At 67.7% G+C, this 22,223-nt stretch carries 19 protein-coding genes and 2 pseudogenes; 7 read left to right on the top strand and 14 right to left on the bottom strand.

All coding sequences use genetic code 11. The features are described 5' to 3' along the window. The 4 genes from ACYCUK_RS12600 to ACYCUK_RS12585 form a co-directional block, all read right to left on the bottom strand. Positions 1-1,692 (bottom strand): CTP synthase, encoded by a 1,692-nt coding sequence (locus ACYCUK_RS12600; RefSeq protein WP_461595100.1) that lies wholly within the window; start codon positions 1,690-1,692, stop codon positions 1-3. Between the two features lie 96 nt (positions 1,693-1,788). Continuing rightward, positions 1,789-2,628: an alpha/beta fold hydrolase gene (locus ACYCUK_RS12595; protein WP_461595099.1), complete on the bottom strand. Its 840-nt coding sequence runs from the start codon at positions 2,626-2,628 to the stop codon at positions 1,789-1,791. Between the two features lie 48 nt (positions 2,629-2,676). Further along, positions 2,677-5,361 (bottom strand): DNA mismatch repair protein MutS, encoded by a 2,685-nt coding sequence (gene mutS, locus ACYCUK_RS12590; protein ID WP_461595098.1) that lies wholly within the window; start codon positions 5,359-5,361, stop codon positions 2,677-2,679. Positions 5,362-5,375: 14 nt separating this feature from the next. Further along, on the bottom strand, positions 5,376-6,281 hold the full coding sequence (locus tag ACYCUK_RS12585; RefSeq protein ID WP_461595097.1) for an inositol monophosphatase family protein: 906 nt from the start codon (positions 6,279-6,281) through the stop codon (positions 5,376-5,378). Positions 6,282-6,347: 66 nt separating this feature from the next. On the opposite strand from ACYCUK_RS12585, the gene ACYCUK_RS12580 reads away from it, so the two are divergent. Both ACYCUK_RS12580 and cysE read left to right on the top strand, forming a co-directional pair. Further along, positions 6,348-7,199, top strand: a complete 852-nt coding sequence (locus ACYCUK_RS12580; RefSeq protein ID WP_461595096.1) for an RNA methyltransferase — start codon at positions 6,348-6,350, stop codon at positions 7,197-7,199. Between the two features lie 233 nt (positions 7,200-7,432). Next, positions 7,433-8,200: a serine O-acetyltransferase gene (gene cysE, locus ACYCUK_RS12575; protein ID WP_461595095.1), complete on the top strand. Its 768-nt coding sequence runs from the start codon at positions 7,433-7,435 to the stop codon at positions 8,198-8,200. Between the two features lie 30 nt (positions 8,201-8,230). On the opposite strand, the gene ACYCUK_RS12570 is transcribed toward cysE, so the two are convergent. The 7 genes and pseudogenes from ACYCUK_RS12570 to ACYCUK_RS12540 form a co-directional block, all read right to left on the bottom strand. Then, on the bottom strand, positions 8,231-8,491 hold the full coding sequence (locus ACYCUK_RS12570; RefSeq protein ID WP_461595094.1) for a hypothetical protein: 261 nt from the start codon (positions 8,489-8,491) through the stop codon (positions 8,231-8,233). A 38-nt stretch (positions 8,492-8,529) separates the two neighbouring features. After that, positions 8,530-9,458 (bottom strand): annotated as a pseudogene (locus ACYCUK_RS12565) (selenium-binding protein SBP56-related protein); the annotation flags it as partial. Positions 9,459-9,571: 113 nt separating this feature from the next. Further along, a complete protein-coding gene (locus tag ACYCUK_RS12560) occupies positions 9,572-10,408 on the bottom strand; it encodes a UDP-2,3-diacylglucosamine diphosphatase (RefSeq protein ID WP_461595093.1) in 837 nt (278 codons plus the stop codon). Further along, complete coding sequence (locus ACYCUK_RS12555; protein ID WP_461595092.1) at positions 10,398-10,889, bottom strand: peptidylprolyl isomerase; 492 nt, start codon at positions 10,887-10,889, stop codon at positions 10,398-10,400. Before ACYCUK_RS12555 ends, ACYCUK_RS12560 begins: the two co-directional genes overlap by 11 nt. Positions 10,890-10,901: 12 nt before the next feature. Continuing rightward, positions 10,902-11,528, bottom strand: coding sequence for a peptidylprolyl isomerase (locus ACYCUK_RS12550; protein WP_461595091.1), 627 nt, complete (start codon positions 11,526-11,528; stop codon positions 10,902-10,904). Continuing rightward, positions 11,525-12,736, bottom strand: a complete 1,212-nt coding sequence (locus tag ACYCUK_RS12545) for a L,D-transpeptidase family protein (RefSeq protein ID WP_461595090.1) — start codon at positions 12,734-12,736, stop codon at positions 11,525-11,527. Before ACYCUK_RS12545 ends, ACYCUK_RS12550 begins: the two co-directional genes overlap by 4 nt. A gap of 66 nt (positions 12,737-12,802) precedes the next feature. Continuing rightward, complete coding sequence (locus tag ACYCUK_RS12540) at positions 12,803-13,945, bottom strand: tetratricopeptide repeat protein (RefSeq protein ID WP_461595089.1); 1,143 nt, start codon at positions 13,943-13,945, stop codon at positions 12,803-12,805. A gap of 139 nt (positions 13,946-14,084) precedes the next feature. Between ACYCUK_RS12540 and cysS the strand changes: the two genes are divergently transcribed. From cysS to ACYCUK_RS12515, 5 genes are all read left to right on the top strand, one after another. After that, positions 14,085-15,464: a cysteine--tRNA ligase gene (gene cysS, locus ACYCUK_RS12535; protein WP_461595088.1), complete on the top strand. Its 1,380-nt coding sequence runs from the start codon at positions 14,085-14,087 to the stop codon at positions 15,462-15,464. 1 nt (position 15,465) lies between these two features. Beyond that, a complete protein-coding gene (locus tag ACYCUK_RS12530) occupies positions 15,466-16,110 on the top strand; it encodes a DNA-3-methyladenine glycosylase family protein (protein ID WP_461595087.1) in 645 nt (214 codons plus the stop codon). 104 nt (positions 16,111-16,214) lie between these two features. Then, complete coding sequence (locus tag ACYCUK_RS12525; RefSeq protein ID WP_112487461.1) at positions 16,215-17,189, top strand: acetyl-CoA carboxylase carboxyltransferase subunit alpha; 975 nt, start codon at positions 16,215-16,217, stop codon at positions 17,187-17,189. A gap of 62 nt (positions 17,190-17,251) precedes the next feature. Further along, positions 17,252-18,247, top strand: a complete 996-nt coding sequence (gene tilS / locus ACYCUK_RS12520) for a tRNA lysidine(34) synthetase TilS (protein ID WP_461595086.1) — start codon at positions 17,252-17,254, stop codon at positions 18,245-18,247. A 165-nt stretch (positions 18,248-18,412) separates the two neighbouring features. Next, complete coding sequence (locus ACYCUK_RS12515; protein WP_461595085.1) at positions 18,413-19,669, top strand: aspartate kinase; 1,257 nt, start codon at positions 18,413-18,415, stop codon at positions 19,667-19,669. 8 nt (positions 19,670-19,677) lie between these two features. Here the strand turns inward: ACYCUK_RS12515 and ACYCUK_RS12510 are convergent, their stop codons facing one another. The 3 genes and pseudogenes from ACYCUK_RS12510 to ACYCUK_RS12500 form a co-directional block, all read right to left on the bottom strand. Then, on the bottom strand, positions 19,678-21,051 hold the full coding sequence (locus ACYCUK_RS12510) for an ATP-binding protein (protein ID WP_461595084.1): 1,374 nt from the start codon (positions 21,049-21,051) through the stop codon (positions 19,678-19,680). Next, on the bottom strand, positions 21,048-21,806 hold the full coding sequence (locus ACYCUK_RS12505) for a response regulator (RefSeq protein WP_461595083.1): 759 nt from the start codon (positions 21,804-21,806) through the stop codon (positions 21,048-21,050). Before ACYCUK_RS12505 ends, ACYCUK_RS12510 begins: the two co-directional genes overlap by 4 nt. Before the next feature lie 92 nt (positions 21,807-21,898). Beyond that, positions 21,899-22,223, bottom strand: a pseudogene (locus ACYCUK_RS12500) (IS5-like element ISCARN14 family transposase); the annotation flags it as partial.

Genomic DNA, 22,223 nt, shown 5'->3' with positions numbered 1-22,223 from the left:
TCAGGCGTGGGCCGCGGCGCTCGGCGCGGTGATGTTGGCCGCCCCAATCTTGGCCTGGCGGCGTGCCAGCGCGGCCTGGACAAAGGCGGTGAAGAGGGGATGGCCGTCGCGCGGGGTGGACTTGAACTCGGGATGGAACTGCACACCCATGAACCAGGGATGCACGCTTTGCGGCAGCTCGACGATTTCGGTCAGGTGCTCGCGCGTGGTGTAGGCCGAAATGACCAGGCCCGCCTGCTGCAACGCGTCCAGGTAGCGCACATTGGCCTCGTAGCGGTGACGGTGGCGCTCGTTCACCGTGTCGCCGTAAATGGCGTGGGCGAGCGAGCCGGCTTGCACCTGCGACTCCTGCGCGCCCAGGCGCATGGTGCCGCCGAGGTCGGACTGCTCGCTGCGCTGGTGCACCGCGCCGTCCCTGCCCTGCCACTCGGTGATGAGGGCGATGACGGGGTGGGGCGTGTCGGGGTCGAACTCGGTGCTGTTGGCGTGGCTCAAGCCGGCCTTGTGGCGGGCGTATTCGATGGTGGCCACCTGCATCCCTAAGCAGATGCCCAGATACGGAATGCGCTGCTCGCGGGCATATTGCGCCGCCAGGATTTTGCCCTCCACGCCGCGCTTGCCGAAGCCGCCCGGCACCAGGATGGCATCGAAGGCGTCGAGCTGCTCGATATTGCCCGGCTCCAGGGTTTCCGAGTCGAGATAGGTGATGGCCACCTTGGCCGCGTTCTTGATGCCGGCGTGGCGCAGCGCTTCGTTGAGCGATTTGTACGAGTCCGACAGATCGGTGTACTTGCCCACCATGGCGATGCGCAGGTTGTGGCGCGGGTGGGCCTCGGCGGCCACCAGTGCATCCCAGGCGGACAGGTCGGCCGGGCCGCCGACGAGCTTGAGCTTGTCGCAAATGAGCGTGTCCAGACCCTGCTCGTGCAGCATGCGCGGAATCTTGTAGATGCTGTCGGCGTCCCACACCGAAATGACGGCTTCCTGCGGCAGGTTGGCGAACAGCGAAATCTTCTCGCGCTCGTCGTCCGGAATCGGCCGGTCGGCGCGGCACAGCAGGGCGTCGGCGGTGATGCCGATTTCGCGCAGCTTCTGCACGCTGTGCTGCGTGGGCTTGGTCTTGAGCTCGCCGGCGGCGGGAATGAACGGCACCAGCGTCAGGTGGATGAAGGCGCTGTGGTGGCGCGGCATGCGCAGGCTCATCTGCCGCACCGCTTCCAGGAAGGGCAGGGATTCGATGTCACCCACCGTGCCGCCAATTTCGACGATGGCCACTTCCGCCTCGTCGCCGGTGCCGACACCGGCGCCGCGGCGGATGTATTCCTGGATCTCGTTGGTGATGTGCGGAATGACCTGCACCGTCTTGCCGAGGTATTCGCCGCGGCGCTCCTTGCGGATGACGCTGTCGTAGATCTGCCCGGTGGTGAAGTTGTTGGTGCGGCGCATGGAGCGCCGGATGAAGCGCTCGTAGTGGCCGAGGTCCAGATCGGTCTCGGCGCCGTCGTCGGTGACGAACACCTCGCCGTGCTGGAACGGCGACATGGTGCCGGGGTCGACGTTGATGTAGGGGTCGAGCTTGATGAGGGTGACGTTGATGCCGCGCGACTCGAGAATCGCGGCCAGTGAGGCGGCTGCGATGCCCTTGCCGAGGCTGGACACCACACCACCGGTGACGAAAACGTATTGGGTCATGTCGCCGTAATGGGCCGGTAAACACGCATTATAGGAAGGCGCCTGCGTGCCTTTCCGCGCCGCAGCGCAGGGCCGCGCCATGCAGCGTCTTGGGCCTCAAGACGCCGTCAGTTGCCGCACCAACGCGGCGATGGCCTCGGCCGTGGCCTGCGGCTGCTCGAAGGGGAACAAGTGGCTGCCGCCTTCGATCCAGCGCAGATGCGTGCCGACCAGTTGGCGCGTCGCAGCCAGGCCGGCCATGCGCAATTCTTGCGAAGCGGTGCCGCCGATGAAACCCACCGGCACGGCAGGCGGGCGGCGCAGCAGGCGGCCCAGGCGATGCGGCAGCGTGGCGTAGATGCGGGCCTCGATGTCGCGCTCGAAGGCGAGCACGCGCTGACCCCCGAGCTGCCGGGTGCCGGCTTCGGCGTAATCGGCCAGCATCTCGGGGTCCCAGCGGGCAAAGCCGGGCTTGCTGGCGAAGTGCGCAAACACGGCCTGCACATCGGGCCATTCCTGCCGCCGCCGCAGCGCCGGAGCGACCGGGGCGAAACGCCGGATCAGCCCGCTGCGCTTGCCGAACCACAGCGCACTCGCACGCCAGCCGGCGATGACCGGGGAGTCCAGCAGCACGACGCAGCGCGCCAGTTCGGGGTGAGCGCGGGCCAGCATCAGGCTGAGAAAGCCGCCGAGCGAATGACCGACCAGCACCGCCGGGCGGCCCTGCGCGCGCGCCTGCACGAAAGCGAGCAATTCGCGCTGCAGCTGCGGCCAGCCATCGCTGACGGGATGCGCAGGGTCATGGCCGAGCCGGGGCGGGGCCTGAACCTCGAAGTGCGCGCCCAGCATGGCGAAGAGCTTGCGGTAGCTGCCCGCAGGAAAGCCGTTGGCGTGGGAGAAGATCAGCAGGGGGCGGGCGTCAGGGCCGGGGTCGGAGCTTGCGGATGGGGAGGACATCGGTTGCGGCGATGATCGGTGAACGATCGCGGGTTGCGGCAGCCGGCTTCAGTCGGCCGGGTTTTCGCGTGCGACGACTTGCAGCGCGTAGAGCAGGTCGAGCGCATCGCGCGGGCTCAAGGCGTCGGGGTCGACGGCGGCGAGTTGTTCACGCAGCGGGTCGGGTTTGCTGGCGCGTGCGGGGTCCAGCGCTTTGTCCAGTGCGTCATCCAGCGGTGCTGCGGGTGCGAACAGGTCGAGTTGCGCGAGCTGTGCGCTTTGCGCCTGCTGCAGGGTTTCGAGCCGGCGGCGTGCATCGCGAATCACCGCCTGCGGCATGCCGGCCAGTTGCGCCACCTGCACGCCGTAGCTGCGGCTGGCGGGGCCGGGTTGCACCTCGTGCAGGAAGACGATGCCGTCGCCATGCTCGGCGGCGCTCACATGCAGATTGATGGCCTCCGGGTGGCTGGTCGGGAAGGCGGTGAGCTCGAAGTAATGCGTGGCGAACAAGGCGTAGGCATGGCAGCGCTCGTGCAGGTGCGCGGCAATCGCCGCTGCCAGCGCCAGGCCGTCGAAGGTGGAGGTGCCGCGTCCGATTTCGTCCATCAGCACCAGGCTCTGCGGCGTGGCGCGACGCAGGATGGCGGCGGCCTCGGTCATTTCCACCATGAAGGTGGATCGGCCGCCGGCAAGGTCGTCACCGGCGCCGATGCGGGTGTGGATGGCGTCCAGCGGGCCGATGCGCGCGGATGTTGCCGGCACGAAACTGCCGCAATACGCCAGCAGCGCGATCAGTGCCGTTTGCCGCATATAGGTGGACTTGCCGCCCATATTCGGGCCGGTGATGATGTGCGTGCGGCTTTGCGGCAGCAGCACGCAGTCGTTGGGCACGAAGCGCTCCACCTGCGCCTGCACCACCGGGTGGCGCCCGCCACGAATCTCGATGCCGGGCAGCGCCGTCAGCTCCGGGCAGACCCAGTTCCAGGTCTGCGCGCGCTCCGCCCAGGCCGCCAGCACATCCAGCGTGGCCAGCGCCCGCGCCGCCCGCTGCCAGGGGCCGACGGCCGCCTGCAGCGCCGTGACCAGCTCGGCGTAGAGCGTGCGCTCGCGCGCCAGGCCGCGGTCTTGCGCCGACAAGGCCTTGTCCTCGAAGGTCTTGAGCTCGGGCGTGATGTAGCGCTCCGCGCCCTTCAGGGTCTGGCGGCGGCGGTAGTCGGCCGGCACCTTGTCGGCCTGGCCGTGGGTGACTTCGATGGCGAAGCCGTGCACCTTGTTGTAGAGCACGCGCAGGTTGGCAATGCCAGTGCGCTCGCGCTCGCGCGCTTCCATCTGCAGCAGCCAGGCGCTGCAATCGCCGCTGATGCTGCGCAGCTCGTCCAGCTCGGCATCGAAGCCGGTGGCGATGACGCCGCCGTCGCGCAGATTCAGCGCGGGCGGGTCGGCCAAGGCGACATCCAGCAGCGCCAGCGGCGCGTCTGGCAGGCAGAGCGCCGCGTGCTGCGCCGCCAGCAGCGGGTCGTCGAAGCTGGCAGCCAGCGCCATGATCTCGGGCAGCTTGCGCAGGGTGTCGCGCGCTGCGGCCAGCTCCCGCGGGCGCACCTGCTGCAGCGCCAGGCGCGAGGCGATGCGTTCCAGATCGGCCAGTCCGCGCAGCGCGGCGCGCAGCTCTTGCCACGGGCCCGCGTGCAGGGCGGCGATGGCCGCATGGCGTCCGCGTGCCACCCGCTGGTCGCGCGCGGGCGCCGCGAGCCACTGGCGCAGCAGCCGGCTGCCGGCGGGGGTCTGGCAAACGTCCAGCAGGGACATGAGCGTGGGCGCCGGCTCGCCGCGCAGCGTGAGCGTGAGTTCGAGATTGCGCCGCGCCGTGGCGTCGAGCTGCACGGTGTCGTCGCCGCGCTCCACCTGCAGGTCGGTCACATGGCTGAGCAAGCGTCCCTGCGTCTGCTCGGCATAGCTCAGTAGTGCGGCGGCGGCGGCATGGGCACGTTGCAGGCCTTGCGCGCCAAAGGCCTCCAGCGACTGCACGCCGAGCTGGCGCCGCAATTTGTCCAGCCCCGCGCTGGCGTCGAACTGCCAGGGTGCGCGCGGGCTGAGCATGGCGCCGGACGGGCGGCTTCGCGCATCCGCGCTGGCGGCCGTACCGGGCAGCGCGGTTTGCAGCGCCGCCGGCACCGGCAGGTCTTGCGGCCACAGCACTTCGGCCGGCTGGATGCGCGCCAGCCAGGAGTCCAGCTCCTCGGGGGCGCATTCGGCCAGGCGCAGTGCACCGCTGGTCAGCACCAGCCAGGCCAGGCCGAGCTGCGGTTCGCGCCGGGATGCTGCGGGTGCAATCGCAAGCAGGGCGCAGTCCGCCTTGTCGTCCAGCAGCCCGTCATCCAATCGCGTGCCGGGGGTGACGATGCGCTCCACCCGCCGTTCCACCGGCCCCTTGCTGGTGGCCGGGTCGCCCACCTGCTCGCAAATGGCGACCGACTCGCCCAGACGCACCAGCTTGGCCAGGTACGTGTCCAGCGCCTGCACCGGCACCCCGGCCATGACGATGGTCTGCCCGGCCGACTGGCCGCGCCGCGTGAGCGTGAGGTCGAGCAGCCGCGCGGCCTTCTCCGCGTCGGCGAAGAACAGCTCGTAGAAGTCGCCCATGCGGTAGAGCACCAGCACGTCGGGATGCTGCGCCTTGATGCGCAGGTATTGCTGCATCATCGGGGTGTGCGCCGACAGCTCGTCGGTCGGCGCGGGCAAGGGGGCGCGAACCATGGCAGGCGCTGCCGTCAGAACGGTGCGCTGTCGTCCGCGGCTTCGGCGGGCTGGGTGATGGCTGCGGTGGCGGTTTGCACTGCCGTCGCGCGCATGCGCTTCGGCGCCGCTTCGGGAGCGCTGCGGTCGGCTTGGGCGTAGGGCTTGAGCAGGGTGACGAGCTGGGCGTAGATGCGCGGACTGCCGGTGACGAGTTCTTCGCGGTGGAGGAAGTCGGATTCGCCGGTGAAATTGCCCACCAGGCCGCCGGCCTCGGTGACCAGCAGCGAGCCGGCCGCCACGTCCCAGGGTTTCAGGCCGATCTCGAAAAAGCCGTCGTAACGGCCGGCGGCGACATAGGCCAGGTCGATGGCGGCGGCGCCCGGGCGGCGCAGGCCGACGCAGCGTTCGGCCACCTTCTTGAACATCTCCAGATACGTGTCGAGGTCGTCGCCCTTGCGGAAAGGAAAGCCGGTGCCGATGAGCGCTTCTTCCAGCCGGGTGCGTTTGGACACCCGCAGGCGCCGGTTGTTGAGGAAGGCGCCGCCGCCGCGGCTGGCGGTGAACAGCTCGTCGCGGGAGGGGTCGTACACCACTCCGTGCTGCACCACACCCAGGTGGGCCAGGGCGATGGACACGGCGTAGACCGGCATGCCGTGGATGAAGTTGGTGGTGCCGTCCAGCGGGTCGATGATCCACTGGTAGTCGGAATCCGCCCGGCCGTGGGTGGTGCCGGTTTCCTCGCCGAGGATGCCGTGCTGCGGGAAGGCTTTGAGCAGGATGTCGATGATGGCCTGCTCGCTGGCGCGGTCGACTTCGGTGACGAAGTCGCGCGCGGACTTTTGCGTCACGCGCAGCAGGTCGAGGTCGAGGCTGGCGCGGTTGATGATTTTGCCGGCATCGCGCGCAGCGCGAACGGCAACATTGATCATGGGATGCATGGTGGCGGCGAAGGACGCGACAATGGCGCCTCGAAAAGGAATGCTCGGGTGGATGTGAAAGAACGAATGCAGACGCAGGATTTTATCGGAGGGGGTGTGCCCGCCACGCCGGATGGTTCAAGCGCCTGCGCGCAGCCGCTGTTCGTGCTCGTGAACACCAGCCATCCGGGCAATGTGGGCGCGGCGGCGCGGGCCATCAAGACCATGGGTTTCGCGCATCTGGCGCTGGTGGCGCCGCGCTATGCGGATGTGCTGCAGCAGCCCGAGGCGCTGGCGTTCGCCAGCGGCGCCGACGATGTGCTCGCCGCCACCCAGATCAGCGCCAGCCTGATGGACGCTGCCGGCGATTGCGGCGTGCTGGTGGCGCTGTCGTCGCGCGTGCGCGACTTCGGCCCGCCGCTGCACGGCCCGGAATGGCTGCCGCAGTTGGCGCGGCAGGCGGCTGAGCAGGGCCGGCGCGTGGGCTTCGTTTTCGGCAGCGAACGCTACGGCCTGGACAACGACACCGTGTACCGCTGTGACGCCCTGCTCAGCCTGCCGGCCTATTCGCAATACGCCTCGCTCAACCTGGCGCAGGCAGTGCAGATCGTGGCGTGGGAATGGCGCAAGGCTGTCGGCGCCTTCAACCTGCCGCCGGGGCCGCCGGCCGAGGTGGCGGCCACCCAGGCCGAGGTGCAGGGCCTGCTGGATCATGCCGAACGGGCCTTGGTGGCGCTGGGTTATCTGGACCCGGCCGCGCCGAAAAAGCTGCTCCCCAGGCTGGCGCGGCTCGCCACCCGGGCGCAACTCACACAGCAGGAAGTGCATATCCTGCGGGGCATTTGCAAGGCTGGGCTGGAGCGCTTGGCGGTTGAACGCCCCCAGGCCGCTGCCATGCGGCGGCTGCCCCCCGAGGGGGATGAGAAAACTTGGGGCTGAGTGCCGCGGCTCCAAGCCTGCCGGCGCAGGCTTGGACGGCACGAAGGCCAGCCGACTCTGGTGGCTGGCGGCCCTGCGTTTTCTCAGGAGCGAGTCGGCAAGCCCGGCGCGCAGCAGACCGACCCGCCAGATCACGAGACAGCGTCGCGCGCGCCGGATTGAGCCGCCGCCCAGCGCCGCATGCGGGGCTCCAATACACTCGACTCCCGCTCCGAAAGCTTCTTTCCGACTCCATGTTCCAGCACTTGCGCGAAGATATCCAGGTCATCCTCGAACGCGACCCCGCGGCCCGCTCGCGCTGGGAGGTGCTGACCTGTTATCCCGGCCTGCACGCACTCATGCTGCACCGCCTGGCGCATGGCCTGTGGCGGCGCGGCTGGCATTGGCTGGGGCGCTGGATTTCGCACTGGGGGCGCTTCCTCACCGGCATCGAGATTCACCCTGGAGCGAGCATCGGCCGGCGCGTGTTCATCGATCACGGCATGGGCGTGGTCATCGGCGAGACGGCCGAAATCGGTGACGACTGCACCATCTACCAGGGCGTCACGCTCGGCGGCACCTCGCTGTACAAGGGCGCCAAGCGTCACCCCACGCTGGAGGCCGAGGTGGTGGTGGGCGCGGGCGCGCAGGTGCTCGGCGGCTTCACCGTGGGGCAGGGCGCGCGCATCGGCTCCAACGCAGTGGTGGTGAAGGCGGTGCCGGCGGGGGCCACGGCGGTGGGCAACCCGGCACGCATCATCCAGAAAGAGGCCGAGCTGGAACGCGAGGCCACCGCGGCGCGCATGGGCTTCTCGGCTTACGCGGTGATGCAGAACGGCGACGACCCGCAGGCCAAGGCCATTCTCGGCCTGATCGACCACGCGGCGCGGCTGGAACATCAAATCGCGCTGCTCTGGCGGGAACTGGAACAACGTGGCGTTTGCCCCGCGGGCGTTTGCCCGCCGGAGGCCTTGCGCGAGGAGCATTTCGATAAGGGCGAGTTGGAAAAGCTGGTGAAGTGACACCTCAGTTGTCACACCTCGCTCGCCACTTCAGCGGGTCGCAGCCCAGGTTGCCAGGGCGCCGCTGCCCGGCAGCATCACCGACCACAGCAAGTCCAGGTTGAACCAGGATTGGCGCAGCGCGCGCAAGCCCCAGTAGCGGTAGACCAGCCTGGCGATGCTGCCGCCCGTGGCCAGCATCGCCAGGGTATGCACGGCCGCCCCGCGCCGCGCCTGCATGCCGTTGGACACGGCCAGCAACCAGCCCATCCCCGGATTGATGCCGTGGTAGACGCCCAGGGCCACAACCACAGCCAGGCGATGACGGACCCGGGCATGGGGCTTGTTGTTCAGACCGACGGGAAGCAGAACGAATCGGTCGAGCAGTCGCCGCCTTCGAGCCGGATCTGGCGGGCCGAGTAGCCGTCGGGGAAGCGCACGAAATAGTCGTTGTCGAGCGCCATGCCGCCCTCGGGGTTGATGTCCACCTTCACCTGCGCGCCGGGCAGGGCGGCGCCGTAGAACTGCCGGTCCCAGGTGCTGTAGAGCGAGTTGGTGAAGGACACGCGCTTGCCATCCCGACTGATTTCCAGCATCTGCGGCGCTCCGGCGAAGGCCGTGCCGCTGGGATGGGGGGTGCGCTGGACGATGCCGCCGAGATGCACCGGGCCGGCCAGTTTGGGCGTCATCGGGTCGGTCACGTCGTACTGGCGCAGTTCACCGGTGCCCCAGCAGGCGACATAGAGGAAGCGGTCGTCGAGTGAAAGGTCGATGTCGGTCACCAGGGGCGGCACGGCGCCGAAGGGTTTGAGCAGATCGGGCAGTTGCTCGGCGCTGGCCGGCTCGGGTGGAATGGTCGCGGTTTTCTTGGCATGGAATGTGCCGTTTTTCTCGCGCCGCCAGGTCCAAATGGAGCCTTCCAGGTTTTGCGTGTCGACCACCACGCCAAGGAAGCCGTAGTCCTTGGTCGGCTCGTGGGCCGGGCGCACTTCCAGCGCCATCTGGTGGTTGGCGCCAATGTCGATGGTCTGCAGATGCTGGCGTCCGCGCAAGTCCCAGAAATGCAGGCAATGGCCGTAGCGGTTGGCCAGCAGGTCTTCGCCAACCAAGCCGTTTTCGAATTGCGGCGGCAGGCCCCACTCGCTCGACACCATGGAGTCGTCGGGATGTTCCACCAGAAGTCGTAGCTCATGCGCTGCGGGCCGCGGTCGAGTTCCCAGCGGCCGAGGATCTCGAAGTTCTCGCAGTCCATCAGGAAAATGCCCGGAGGGCCGTCGGTGCAGCCTTGCAATCCGGTCGTGGGGCTGGCATCCAGACAAAGCGAGAGCCCGTTGCCGAATCGGCAATGCGGGTTAATCCGGGGGTGGGCGACTGCGAGCGTCAGCTACGGATTCAGGCGGCAGGGCGACGTTCGACCGCAAGCGTCGTGCCGCCTGCATGCAGCCACAAGGCCTGGGCGCGGTGCGCTGCGCCACCTGCAGGCGCGTCCAGATCCCAGTCGGACAAAACCTGGCGCAATTGGCCGTGGTCCCAATGCTCGCGCGGGCGGTGGGTGTGGCCGTGGATCATCCAGGTGCTGTTGGCGGCCTGCAGCCAGCGTGCGGCTTCGGCGGGGTCGGCATCGCTCCAGGTGTCCATGCGGCTTTGTGCGGCGCGGCTTTGGGCGCGCATGGCCGCGGCCTGCTCGATTCGCGCCTGAAGCGGCTGCGCCAGGAACCGGGCCTGCCAGTCGGCACTGCGGCAAAGCGCGCGCCACTGCAGGTAGGGGGCATCGCTGATGCATAGCGCGTCGCCATGAGTGAGCAGGATTCGCTGCCCGGCGAGCACCAGCACGCAAGGGTCTGGCAGGAGAGGGGCGTCGCAGCGGCGGGCAAAGCCTGGCTGCAGCAGGAAGTCCCGGTTGCCATGCATCACCCGCACGGCGTGGCCGCTGGCGGCGTAGGCGGCCAGGGCGGCGCAAACCTGGTGGTGGGCATCGGGGGGGGCAGCGTCGAGCAGGTCGTCGCCGACCCAGGCTTCGAACAGGTCGCCGAGGATGAACAGGGCATCCGCGGCCAAGGCCTCTCCACGCAGCCAGCGCAGAAAGCCGGCCGTGGTGACGGGCGCCTCGGGGCCGAGGTGCAGGTCGGAGACGAAAGCAAGGCGCCGCCACGCGGGCGGCGCCGTCAGATCGACAAAGCGCTCCGGCAAAGTCTGCAGGAGCGGCTGTGGGTGCGACTCAGACTTCAACGGCTTTGAGGATCACCACGTCTTCGAGCGGCACGTCCTGGTGGCCACCCTTGCCGCCGGTTTTCACGCCCTTGATGGCATCCACCACATCCTGGCTTTCCACCACGTGGCCGAACACGGCATAGCCCCAGCCCTGGGCCGAAGGCGCGGTGTGGTCGAGGAAGGCGTTGTCGGCGACGTTGATGAAGAACTGCGCGGTGGCCGAATGCGGGTCATTGGTGCGGGCCATGGCCAGGGTGTAGCGCTTGTTCTTCAGCCCGTTGTTGGCCTCGTTCTGGATCGGCGCCTGGGTGGGCTTTTGCTTCATGCCGGGCTCGAAGCCGCCGCCCTGAATCATGAAGCCGTCGATCACGCGGTGGAACACGGTGCCGTCGAAGTGGCCGCTCCTCACATAGGCCAGAAAATTGGCAGCGGATTTGGGAGCTTTCTCGGCGTCGAGTTCGATGCGGACGACGCCTTTGTTCGTGTGCAGTTCAACCATGATGGTCCTTGTTTACTTGAGAAGAATGGCTTGTTTGATGACGACCGGCGTGACCGGCACGTTCTGCATCGGGCCGTCGTTTTGCGTGGCGACCTTGGCGATGCGGTCCACCACGTCCATGCCCTTGATGACCTGGCCGAACACGGCATAGCCATGGCCGTCGGGTTGAGGATAGTCGAGCGAGGCATTGTCGACGAGGTTGATGAAGAACTGCGAGGTGGCCGAGTTCGGGTCGGAGGTGCGCGCCATGGCAATGGTGTCCCGCAGGTTCTTCAGCCCATTCTTGCTTTCCAGCGGAATCGGTGGGCGAGTAGGCTTTTGCTGCATGTTGGCGGTGAAGCCGCCGCCCTGGATCATGAAGCCGGGAATGACGCGATGGAAGATGGTGCCGGCGTAGAAATCGTCCTTCACGTATTGCAGGAAGTTGGCCACGGTCTTGGGCGCACGTTGCGGGTCGAGCTGGATCTCGATGGTGCCCAGCGTCGTCACCAACGCCACGCGGGTCGGCGCTTCGGCGCGAATGGGACGGGCGATCGGCAGGGTGCCGCCAAGCACTGCGGCGGCGCCCAGCAGCAGCCAGCGACGTGAACGGACGAGACCGGTTGACGAGGTCGATGCGCGAGGGAAAAAAACGGTCATGAAAGCACTCCAGCGTGGAAAAGTCGCCACTGGCCGTCCTGCTTGGCCCAGTAGTCGTGGTGGGTGATGGGTTTGGGCAGTTGCTGACCGCCGTATTGCACGACCAGCAACTTGTGTTCGTCCTGGTAGTAGAGCACCGTGGCCTCGGCCAGTTCCGGACGCGGCGTGGTGGCCGGGCCGCCAGGGAGGGCAGGGGCTTGGACCAGCAGCTTGCGCACGCGGGCGCGCTGCGCCGCCATCTGCGCCGGCGTGAGCCACTGCACGCGCGAGGTGATGACCACGGGGGCGGCTCCAGGTTCGATGCGCGTCATGAGCGAGGGGATGTCGGGGTTGGACAGCACCACGCAACCATCACTGTCCAGCGGCGGGCGGGCGTAGCTGGTCGGCGGCACGCCATGCAGCCAGATGCCGCCGCCGGTGCGGCCCAGCAGCCGGTCCCAGGCGTTCGGATGGTTCAGCGGCATGGCGCCGGCGCCATAGGTGGCATTCAGCCAGCGCCGGCCCACTTCGCGGGTGATGAAATAAATGCCCAGCGGGGTTTTCATGTCCCCGGCCCGCTGCTGGTCGGTGCCCAGCTTGCCCTGGGTGATGTCGTCGTTCGCTTCGAGTTGCAAGGAGCCGCTGGCGGTGCGCCGGAACAAATACAGCCGCGACCGGCTGGTATCCACCAGGATGGCGTGCTTCACCCCGGGTGCCGGCGCCTGGGCGAAGGCGCGCAGCCGCTGGCGGCCTTCGTTCACCAGCGCCGCGAGCCGAGCCGACTGTGCCAACTGTGCCGCATTGCCGGGCGCGGCGGGCACATCGGCAAAGTGCCGAAGCCGGCCGGCTTCAGCTTGCAGCAAGTCGCCGCACAGCAAATGGGCCAAGGCGAAATTCGAATATCGCTCAGCCAGCAAGCCACTGCGGTGCAGCGCCTCGCGCAGCCGCCCTTGGGCGACGAGCTGATCGATCGCGATCAACTCGACTTCGGCGCGATCGTCGAAGCCCTGGCGCATCAAAGCCTGCGTGTCTTGCCCCAGCAGCGAGCGCGAGGTTGCGGGCGCGGTGATCTGCGCGACGCTTTGCGACGGTCCTGGCGACAGCCCTCGATGGACGAAATCGGGCTGGAACTCCTCGGCGCGCACCCCCATGCTGACCAGCAACACGGTCAGCAGCCAAGCCAAGACCTGGGCGATATGGCGGCGCCGGGTTCGCAGGGGTTGGTTCATGCGTGGCAGCGACTTGGGTCAGGGCCTGGTGGGCGGTGAGTCTGCGCTGACGGCAGCTTCAAACGCTCAGGCCGCGATTTCCTGCACGATCAGCCAGCGCCCGTGCACGCGCTGGAATTGCAAGGTCTTGGGGCTGTCGAAATTGAGCAAGCCCGAGGTGTAGATCTGGCGGAAGCGGGCGGTGGCTTTGTCGCCATTGACCTTCACCTGCAGGTGCTTCACATCCACCGTGATCTTGGCCTTGTCGCCGATGCGGGCCTTGCGCTGCGCCATCCAGGCGCTGCGCGGCTCGTTGCCGGGGGTATTGAAATCCGGTGCATAGCTGCCGAAGTAGGCGCTCAGGTTTTTCGACGCCCAGGCATGCGCCCATGCATGCACGGCAGCCTCCACCTGCGCCTGGCTCGTGTCGGCCGCGCCAGCCTCCGGCTTGGCCTCGGCAGCCGCTGGTTTTGCAACGGGCTTGGACGCCGCTTCCACAACGGGTTGGATGGCAGGTGCGATGGCTGCTGCCACCACGGCTGGTTTGGGCGCTGGCGCCGGCCGAGCCGCGGCAGGCGGTTTCGCCAAGGTGCCTGGCGCTGGCTTGACCGTCTCGTGCGGCGCTGCATCGGCCGCCACGACGGCTGGCTTTGCCGCCGCCTGTGGCTTCCCGCCCTTGCTGAACAGCTGGCGTATCAGTGCCAGTTTGGTCTGCGTGGCGCCGTTCTTGCCGCCGTCGAGTTGGAGCGCTTTTTGGTAAGACTGGCTGGCCAGTTTGGCGTACACATCGCCCAGGTTCTCGAACGCCGTGGCGTAGCTGGGGTTGGTGCGGATGGCCATGTCCAGCGCAGCCCGGGCCTTGTCGTACTGGCCTTGCTGGGCGTACAGCACGGCCAGGTTGTTGTAGGGCTCGGGCAACTCGGGGTATTGCTCGGTGAGCTGGGTGAAGGCCTGGATGGCGTCGGCCGTCTTGTGCTGTTCGGTGAGAATCACACCGCGCAGAAATTTGTATTGCGGATCCTTGGCGTTGGTGGCGATCAGCGCGTCGACCCGCGTCAGCGCTTGCGCCAATTTGCCCGAGGCAACGAGTTGCTGCACCTCCGCCAGGCTGTCGGCATAGGCCGCTGCAGGGACGGCGCTGCATGCGAACCCCGTCGCAAGCCCCAGTGCCGCCAGCAGGTGCGTCAGTTTGCGCAGGAGCGGCTTGGTCTGGGAGTGGTGGGTGTGCATGGGTTCAAGTTGGCTCGGGCTGTGCTAAGTTTTTGATTTTATCCGGGCCTGCCTGCCGGCTCGCCCCATTCCTCCCCATCCATGCAGCCACCGCCTGTCGCATCCGGTACTCCCGGCGCGACAGGCGGCACGACATTCCATGACCTTGCAGATTTACAACACGCTGTCGCGCGAGAAGCAGCCGCTGGCCCCCATCGACCCTGGCCATGTGCGCCTGTATGTCTGCGGCATGACGGTGTACGACTACTGCCATCTCGGCCATGCGCGGGTGATGGCGGTGTTCGATCTGGTACAACGCTGGCTCAAGGCGCGTGGCCTGCGCGTCACCTATGTGCGCAACATCACGGATGTGGACGACAAGATCATCCGCCGCGCGGTTGAAAGCGGCGTGAGCGTGCGCGAACTCACCGACCGCTTCATCGCCGCGATGCACGAGGACACCGACGCGCTGGGCATCGAGCGCCCCACGCACGAGCCGCGCGCCACGGATTACGTCCCGCAGATGCAGCAGCTCATCACCCGCCTGATGGACAAGGGCCTGGCCTACCAGGACACCGCGGGGGATGTGGACTACGCCGTGCGCGCCTTCCCCGGCTACGGCCGGCTCTCGGGCAAGTCGCTGGATGAACTGCAGGCCGGCGAGCGCGTGGAAATCGACCGGGCCAAGCGCGATCCGCTGGACTTCGTGCTGTGGAAGCGCGCCAAGCCCGAGGAGCCTGCCGAGGTGCAATGGGCTTCGCCCTGGGGCGAGGGACGGCCGGGCTGGCATATCGAATGCTCGGCCATGAGCTCTGCGCTGCTGGGCGAGCATTTCGACATCCACGGCGGCGGTGCCGACCTGCAGTTCCCGCATCACGAGAACGAAATCGCGCAGAGCGAGGGCGCCAGCGGCAAGCCCTTCGTCAACCTCTGGATGCACAACGGCTTCGTTCGGGTGAACGACGAGAAGATGTCGAAGTCGCTGGGCAACTTTTTCACCATCCGCGACGTGCTCAAGCTGTTCGACGCCGAAACCGTGCGGTTTTTCATCATTCGCGCCCATTACCGCAGCCCGCTGAACTACTCGCAAGACAATCTGCACGACGCCCGCCATGCCCTGGCCCGGCTCTACACCGCGCTGCAGAACTTTGCCGATGTTCCCGCCACGCTGGACTGGCGCCAGCTGGCGGCGCAGCGCTTCGGCGCAGCGATGGACGACGACTTCAACACCCCGGAAGCCCTGGCCGTGCTGTTCGAACTCGCCAGCGAGGTCAACCGCAGCGCCAGCGCGGAACTCGCCGGCCTGCTCAAGGGCCTGGGCGGCACGCTCGGCCTGCTGCAGCAAGTGCCGCAGCGCTTCCTGCAGTGCGGGGCGAATCAGGTCGACGCGGGCTGGATCGAGACGCAGGTGCAGGCCCGTGCCGCCGCCAAGAAGGCGCGCGACTTCGCCCAGGCCGACGCCATTCGCGCGGCGCTGCTGGCGCGCGGCATCGTGCTCGAAGACAAGCCAGGTGGCGTCACCCTCTGGCGCCAGGCCTGAGATGGCAACAGCGAAAGCCACAACCACGACGCTCCCCGCCTACTGGGACGAAGCCTGCGCTCAGTTGATGCGGGCCGACCGGGTGATGCGCAAGCTCATTCCGCAGCACCGGGCAACGCAGCTGCAAAGCCGCGGCGACGCCTTCCAGACCCTGGCGCGTTCGGTCGTCGGTCAGCAGATTTCGGTCAAGGCGGCGCAATCGGTGTGGGAGCGGCTGCTGACGCAAGTCGGCGAAGTCACGCCGCACAGCATTCTGGCGCGCGAGATCGCGGCGCTGCGGCTGGCCGGGCTGTCGCAGCGCAAGTGCGAATACCTGCGCGACCTGGCCGCCAAGTTCGATGCTGGCGAGGTTCACCCCGGGCAGTGGGCCGAGATGCCGGACGAGGCCATCATCACGGAGCTGGCGGCCATCCGCGGCATCGGCCGCTGGACGGCCGAGATGTTTCTGATGTTCCACCTGATGCGCCCGGACGTGCTGCCGCTGGACGATCTGGGTTTGCAGCGCGGCATCAGCCTGGGCTATTTCTCTGGCGAGGCCGTCAGCCGCAGCGAGCTGCGCGAGGTGGCCGCCGCCTGGGCGCCCTGGCGTTCGGTCGGCACTTGGTATATTTGGCGCAGCATCGACCCGGCCGTGGTCGACTACTGAATCGCATCAACATAGAACCGACGCCAGCTGCGCGGCAACCATCTGCCCGCCATGCATGGCGCTTCCGCCGCTTCAAGCGGACGGAATTGCGAAGGGGTTGAACCATGAGTAAAAAAGTTTTTCTCGACTTCGAGCAGCCGGTTGCCGAACTGGAAACCAAGATCGAAGAGCTGCGCTATGTGCAGGACGAGTCGGCCGTCGACATTTCCGAAGAAATCAGCCGCCTGCAGAAAAAAAGCCAGCAGCTGACCAAGGATCTGTACGCCAAGCTCTCGCCCTGGCAGGTCACGCAGATTGCCCGCCATGCCCAGCGCCCCTACACGCTGGACTACGTGGCGCAGATGTTCACCGATTTTCACGAATTGCATGGCGACCGCCACTACGCCGACGACCTGTCCATCGTCGGCGGCCTGGCGCGCTTCAACGGCCTGGCCTGCATGATCATCGGCCACCAGAAAGGGCGCGACACGAAGGAACGCGCGCTGCGCAACTTCGGCATGACCAAGCCCGAGGGTTACCGCAAGGCGCTGCGCCTGATGAAACTGGCCGAGAAATTCAGCCTGCCGGTGTTCACCTTCGTCGACACCCCCGGCGCCTATCCCGGCATCGACGCCGAGGAGCGCAATCAGTCCGAAGCCATCGGCCGCAACATCTTCGAGATGGCGCAGTTGCAGGTGCCCATCATCTCCACCATCATCGGCGAGGGCGGCTCGGGCGGCGCGCTGGCCATTGCCGTGGCCGACCATGTGCTGATGCTGCAGTACTCGGTGTACTCCGTCATCTCCCCCGAAGGCTGCGCCTCCATCCTGTGGAAAAGCGCCGAGCGCGCGCCCGAGGCTGCCGAGGCGCTGGGCCTGACCGCCCACCGGCTCAAGGCGCTGGGCCTGATCGACAAAATTGTGAACGAGCCCATCGGCGGCGCGCACCGCGACCCGCTGGCCATGACCGCCAGCCTCAAGCGCGCCCTGGCCGAGAGCCTGCGCCAGTTCCAGGGCATCAAGCCGGCCGATCTGGTGAAGCAGCGCTACGACCGCCTTTGCGCCTTCGGCAAATTCCAGGACACCAAGTCCACGCGCTGAAACTCGCTGCGAACGGGCCCCGTCGCGGCGGCTCGATGCTTCCTTCAACCATGTCATCCACCATGCCGGCTGCCCAAGGTTCGCAGGCTGATCCGGCCTTGGTCGCCTTGCGCGGCTTCGTGCGCCGGCATGCTGCTTTGGGCGCGGCCCCGGCCCCGGTCGCCATCGCCTTCAGCGGCGGTGCCGATTCCACCGCGCTGCTGTTGGCGGCTCTGCAACGCTGGGGGCCTGCGCGCCTGCGTGCCTTGCATGTGCACCACGGTTTGCAGTCTGGCGCCGATGCCTTCGCCGACCATGTGCGCAAGCGGTGCGCAGCCTGGAACATGCCGTGCACCGTGCTGCCGGCGCAAGTGCAGGTGCAGCGTGGCGACAGCCTGGAGGACAAGGCCCGTGATGCCCGCTATCAGGCCTTGGGCGAGGCTGCGCGGGGGCTGGGTTGCGACTGGCTGCTGCTCGGCCATCAGGCCGACGACCAGGCCGAGTCGCTCTTGCTGGCCTTGCTGCGTGGTGCCGGTCCCAAGGGTTTGGCGGCCATGCCCGAAGCGACGCAGCGCGACGGCTTGTGGCTGGGCCGACCCTTGTTGGCTTGTTCCGCCGAGGCACTGCGGCAATCGCTCGATGCTCGAGCGCTGCCGTATCTGCGCGATCCGATGAACCATGATCCGGCGTTTCGCCGCAGCCGCATCCGGCATGAACTGCTGCCGGTCATCGCCAGGCTGGAGCCAGCCTGGCGCAGCACCCTGGCGCGCTCGGCGGCGCTATGCGCCCATGCCGCGGCCAGCATCGAGGAGATGGCCGCGCTCGATCTCGCCCGATGCGCCGCCCCCGACGGCTTGGGTCTCAGCGCACTGCGAGAGCTAAGCGACGCCCGCCTGGGCGAAGTGCTGCGGTTGTGGCTGCGGCGGGCCGGGCTGCGCAGCAACCATGGGCAGATCGACAACCTGCGGCGGCAGGTGCGTGCCACCGCGCGCGGCGCCATGGGCTTGCAGGTGCGGCTGGGGGCAGCGACCCTGGAGCGTCGGGGCGGCTGCTTGGTGCGGGTGGTGTCGGCGGACTGAGCAGAGCGTCCCGCTGCGGCCTTGCCGCCCCAGGGGGATGCAAAACGACAAGCGGCCGCGAGTTTCCCCCATGCGTGGGGGAACGCGCTGCCTATAATTTCCGGCTTTCCGCAGCGGGCGCACACTGAGGGTTTGCGCGCCTTCTCGTTCCCTTCCAACACAATCATGGCGCTCATCGTCCAGAAATACGGCGGTACCTCGGTCGGTTCCGTCGAACGCATCAAGAACGTCGCGCGCCGCGCCATCAAATGGGCCGATGCCGGGCATCAGGTCGTGGTGGTGGTGTCGGCCATGTCGGGTGAGACCAACCGGCTCATCGCCATGGCCCGCGAAATCCAGCCCGACCCCGATCCGCGCGAACTCGACGTGGTGGCCTCCACCGGCGAGCAGGTCAGCATCGGCCTGCTGGCCATGGCGCTGAAGGCGCAGGGGCGCGAGGCGCGCAGCTACACGGGCTTTCAGGTCGGCATCCGCACCAATAGCGCGTTCACCAAGGCGCGCATCGAATCCATCGACCAGACGCGCATGCGCGCCGATCTGGATGCCGGCATGATCGTCGTCGTCGCCGGTTTCCAGGGCGTGGACGATGCCGGCAACATCACCACTCTGGGTCGTGGCGGCTCCGACACCTCGGGCGTGGCGCTGGCCGCGGCGCTGGGCGCCGACGAATGCCTGATCTACACCGATGTCGATGGCGTCTACACCACCGACCCGCGCGTCGTGCCGGAGGCTAGCAAGCTGTCCACCATCACCTTCGAGGAAATGCTGGAAATGGCCAGCCTGGGCTCCAAGGTGCTGCAGACGCGCTCGGTGGAATTCGCCGGCAAATACCGCGTGCGCTTGCGCGTGCTCTCCAGTCTCACGCCCTGGGACATTCCGCTGGAGCAGGAAATGCGCAGCGGCACACTCATCACCTTCGAGGAAGACCAGACCATGGAACGAGCCGTCGTCTCCGGCATCGCCTTCGCCCGCGATGAAGCCAAGATCACCGTCGTGCGCGTGCCCGATCGCCCGGGTATCGCCTACCAAATTCTGAGTGCGGTGGGCGGCGCGAACATCGATGTCGACATGATCGTGCAGAACCAGAGCGTCGACGGCTACACCGACTTCTCTTTCACCGTCGGCCGCGGCGACTACGCCCGCACGCTGGACATTCTCAAGACCAGCATCCAGGCGCATATCGGCGCCAAGGACATCATCGGCGACCCGAAAGCCTGCAAGGTGTCCATCGTCGGCGTCGGCATGCGTTCGCACGCCGGCGTGGCCAGCAAGATGTTCCGCACGCTGTCGGAGGAAGGCATCAACATCCAGATGATTTCCACCTCGGAAATCAAGGTCTCGGTGCTGATCGAGGAGAAGTACCTCGAACTGGCCGTGCGTGCCTTGCACAAGGCGTTCGACCTGGACGCGCAGGCGTCCTGAGCGCCGGGTTATCCGGCCGCCGGCCCGTGGTCCGTGGCCGGCGGCGCGGCTGACGCGACAACCGCCGCCGCGACCGACGCCACAACGGCCGGGAATTCCACCCGCACCCGCAGCCCGCCGAGGGGTGAATCCAGCAGGCTGAGCTGGGCGCCGCTGCGTTCCGCCACGCTTTGCACGATGGCCAGGCCCAGGCCGCTGCCGCCGGGTGGCGCGTTCTCGCGGCGGTAGAAGCGATCGAACACGCGCGCGCGGTCGTCCACCGGAATGCCGGGGCCGGAATCGTCCACTTCGAGCACGGCCCGGCTGCCTTCGCGCCGCACCCGCACGTCCACCTGCCCGCCCGCCGGGGTGTAGCGCAAGGCGTTGTCCACCAGATTGCGGGCCAGCATGCGCAGGCCGTTGGGCGGGGCTTGCACGGTGAGTTCCTCGGCCTGCTCCAGCCCGGCGTCGACGCCGCGTGTTTGCGCCAGTTCCAGCGTGTCGGACAAGGCCAGTCGCGCGGCCTGGGTGAGCGAACTGGGCGCGGCGGCTTCCTGGCCACTGGAGTCGGCGCGTGCCAGGGCGAGCAGTTGCTCGACCAGATGCGTGGCGCGGTCCAGGCCCGAGCCCAGGCGCTGCAGTGCGACCTGGCGGGTGGCCTCGTCCTGCGCGCGGCCGAGCATCTGGATCTGCACCTTGAGCGCGGCCAGCGGCGAACGCAGTTCGTGGGCGGCGTCGGCCACGAACATCTGCTGCGTGTCGAAGGCCTGGCGGGTGCGTGTGAACAGGCCGTTCATGGCGCGCACCACGGGTTGCATTTCCTGCATCACCGGTTGCGGGTCGATGGGGTCGAAAGAGGTGGCCGCCCGGTTTTCCAACTCCTGCGACAGCGAGCGCAAGGGCTTGAGCGAACGCCGCACCACCCAGGCCACGGCCAGCAGCAGGAGCGGGGCGATCAGCAACATGGGCCAGACGGAATTGAAGGCGAAGGTCAGGGCGAGGGCACGGCGGCTGAGCAAGGGCTGCGCCACCTGGATGGTGCGGCCGCCGGCCTGCATGGAAAACACGCGCCATTGCTGCGCGCCGACATCCACATTGGCATAGCCCAGCACCGCCTGATCGGGCAGTTCCAGCCGCGGGCGCGAAACATAGATGCGCTGGCCGTCCGGGGCCCAGACCTGCACCACATAGTCCACGCCGTTATGGTCGTCGGCATTCGGGCCGAAGCCAGGCAGGCCGAGGTCGCCGCTGGCCAGCGACAGGGCGAGTTGCTGCAGGTGGTAGTCGAACACCGCATCGGCTTCGCGCATGGCGCTGTTGAACACCACCACGGCCTGCACCAGGGCGGCGAGCAGCACGGCCGCGGTGAGCAGCACCAGCAATTGAGCGCGCAGGGATTTCACGCACCGCCTCCCTCATCGCCTGCGTCGCCGCCGACATCGCCGGCGCCGCGTGCCGTGTCGGCCGGATCGGCCCCTGTGCCGCGATGCGTCGCCGGGGCTTCGCGCGAGATCACGTAGCCCATGCCGCGAATGTTGCGGATGAAATCGGCGCCCAGCTTTTTGCGCAGGCTGTGCACATACACCTCCACCGCGTTGCTGGAGATCTCGTCTTTCCAGCTGTAGAGTTTTTCTTCGAGCTGGGTGCGCGAGAGAATGACGCCGGGGCGTGCAATCAGCGCTTCCAGCACCGCCCATTCGCGCTGCGAGAGTTGCGCCGGCTGGCCCTCGAAGGTGGCTTCGTGGGTGGCCGGGTTCAGGCGCACCGGGCCGTGCTCGAACACCGGCTCGGCTCGGCCGGCGGCGCGGCGCAGCAAGGCGCGGATGCGGGCCTGCAACTCGTCGAGGTCATACGGCTTGAGCACATAGTCGTCGGCCCCGGCATCGAGCCCGGCGATGCGGGCCTGCACCGCGTCGCGCGCGGTGGCGATGAGCACCGGGGTGCGATCGCGCCGGGCGCGTGCTTTTTTCAGCACCTGCAGACCGTCGAGCCGGGGCAGGCCGAGGTCGAGCAGCACCAGGTCGTAATGCTCGGTGCTCCAGGCGGTGTCGGCCATCTGGCCGTCGCGCACCCAGTCCACCGCGTAGCCGTCGCCGCGCAGCGCGTCGAGCACGCTTTCGCCGATCATGGCATCGTCTTCGACAAGCAGCAGGCGCATGGGGATGGCGGAGTATGGGCGGAATTGGATTGTGCCGCAGCGGTATGCACTGCAATATCGCGCCGCTGCTGAGAGGGTGTGGACGAAATGATCTAAGGCGTCGCCCTAAGCGGCCACAGTCTGGTGGCGAGGATACGCGCTTCGGCCAACCAGACCCATGCGAGGGGAGTCCAGTTTGACCGGTCATGGTGTGCCATGAGGCGGCGAGCGCGCTCGTTCCAGGCATGCGTGCGCTCGACAACCCAGCGCTTGGCCTGCACGACGAAGCCCCTGGGGACGCCCTCGGGCCGCAGGGGCCGTTGCGCGTCTTGCCACGTGCCCGTGCTGCGGTGGCGCGCGATGTCCACGCGGATGCCGCGAGCCTCTTCGATGGCCACAGCGCATGTGCCGCCGTCGGCGTAGAGCTTCTGCAGTCCG

Source organism: Thiomonas sp. (genome assembly GCF_054608695.1).
Note: the sequence above shows the minus strand (reverse complement) of the source record. Positions and strands in the feature narration are given on the sequence as shown.

What these genes read in the sequence shown, in the direction of transcription:
- ACYCUK_RS12600 (WP_461595100.1), bottom strand. Translation starts at nt 1,692, where the DNA reads ATGACCCAATACGTTTTCGTCACCGGTGGTGTGGTGTCCAGCCTCGGC.
- ACYCUK_RS12595 (WP_461595099.1), bottom strand. Translation starts at nt 2,628, where the DNA reads ATGTCCTCCCCATCCGCAAGCTCCGACCCCGGCCCTGACGCCCGCCCC.
- mutS (WP_461595098.1), bottom strand. Translation starts at nt 5,361, where the DNA reads ATGGTTCGCGCCCCCTTGCCCGCGCCGACCGACGAGCTGTCGGCGCAC.
- ACYCUK_RS12585 (WP_461595097.1), bottom strand. Translation starts at nt 6,281, where the DNA reads ATGCATCCCATGATCAATGTTGCCGTTCGCGCTGCGCGCGATGCCGGC.
- ACYCUK_RS12580 (WP_461595096.1), top strand. Translation starts at nt 6,348, where the DNA reads ATGCAGACGCAGGATTTTATCGGAGGGGGTGTGCCCGCCACGCCGGAT.
- cysE (WP_461595095.1), top strand. Translation starts at nt 7,433, where the DNA reads ATGTTCCAGCACTTGCGCGAAGATATCCAGGTCATCCTCGAACGCGAC.
- ACYCUK_RS12555 (WP_461595092.1), bottom strand. Translation starts at nt 10,889, where the DNA reads ATGGTTGAACTGCACACGAACAAAGGCGTCGTCCGCATCGAACTCGAC.
- ACYCUK_RS12550 (WP_461595091.1), bottom strand. Translation starts at nt 11,528, where the DNA reads ATGACCGTTTTTTTCCCTCGCGCATCGACCTCGTCAACCGGTCTCGTC.
- ACYCUK_RS12545 (WP_461595090.1), bottom strand. Translation starts at nt 12,736, where the DNA reads ATGAACCAACCCCTGCGAACCCGGCGCCGCCATATCGCCCAGGTCTTG.
- ACYCUK_RS12540 (WP_461595089.1), bottom strand. Translation starts at nt 13,945, where the DNA reads ATGCACACCCACCACTCCCAGACCAAGCCGCTCCTGCGCAAACTGACG.
- cysS (WP_461595088.1), top strand. Translation starts at nt 14,085, where the DNA reads ATGACCTTGCAGATTTACAACACGCTGTCGCGCGAGAAGCAGCCGCTG.
- ACYCUK_RS12530 (WP_461595087.1), top strand. Translation starts at nt 15,466, where the DNA reads ATGGCAACAGCGAAAGCCACAACCACGACGCTCCCCGCCTACTGGGAC.
- ACYCUK_RS12525 (WP_112487461.1), top strand. Translation starts at nt 16,215, where the DNA reads ATGAGTAAAAAAGTTTTTCTCGACTTCGAGCAGCCGGTTGCCGAACTG.
- tilS (WP_461595086.1), top strand. Translation starts at nt 17,252, where the DNA reads ATGCCGGCTGCCCAAGGTTCGCAGGCTGATCCGGCCTTGGTCGCCTTG.
- ACYCUK_RS12515 (WP_461595085.1), top strand. Translation starts at nt 18,413, where the DNA reads ATGGCGCTCATCGTCCAGAAATACGGCGGTACCTCGGTCGGTTCCGTC.
- ACYCUK_RS12505 (WP_461595083.1), bottom strand. Translation starts at nt 21,806, where the DNA reads ATGCGCCTGCTGCTTGTCGAAGACGATGCCATGATCGGCGAAAGCGTG.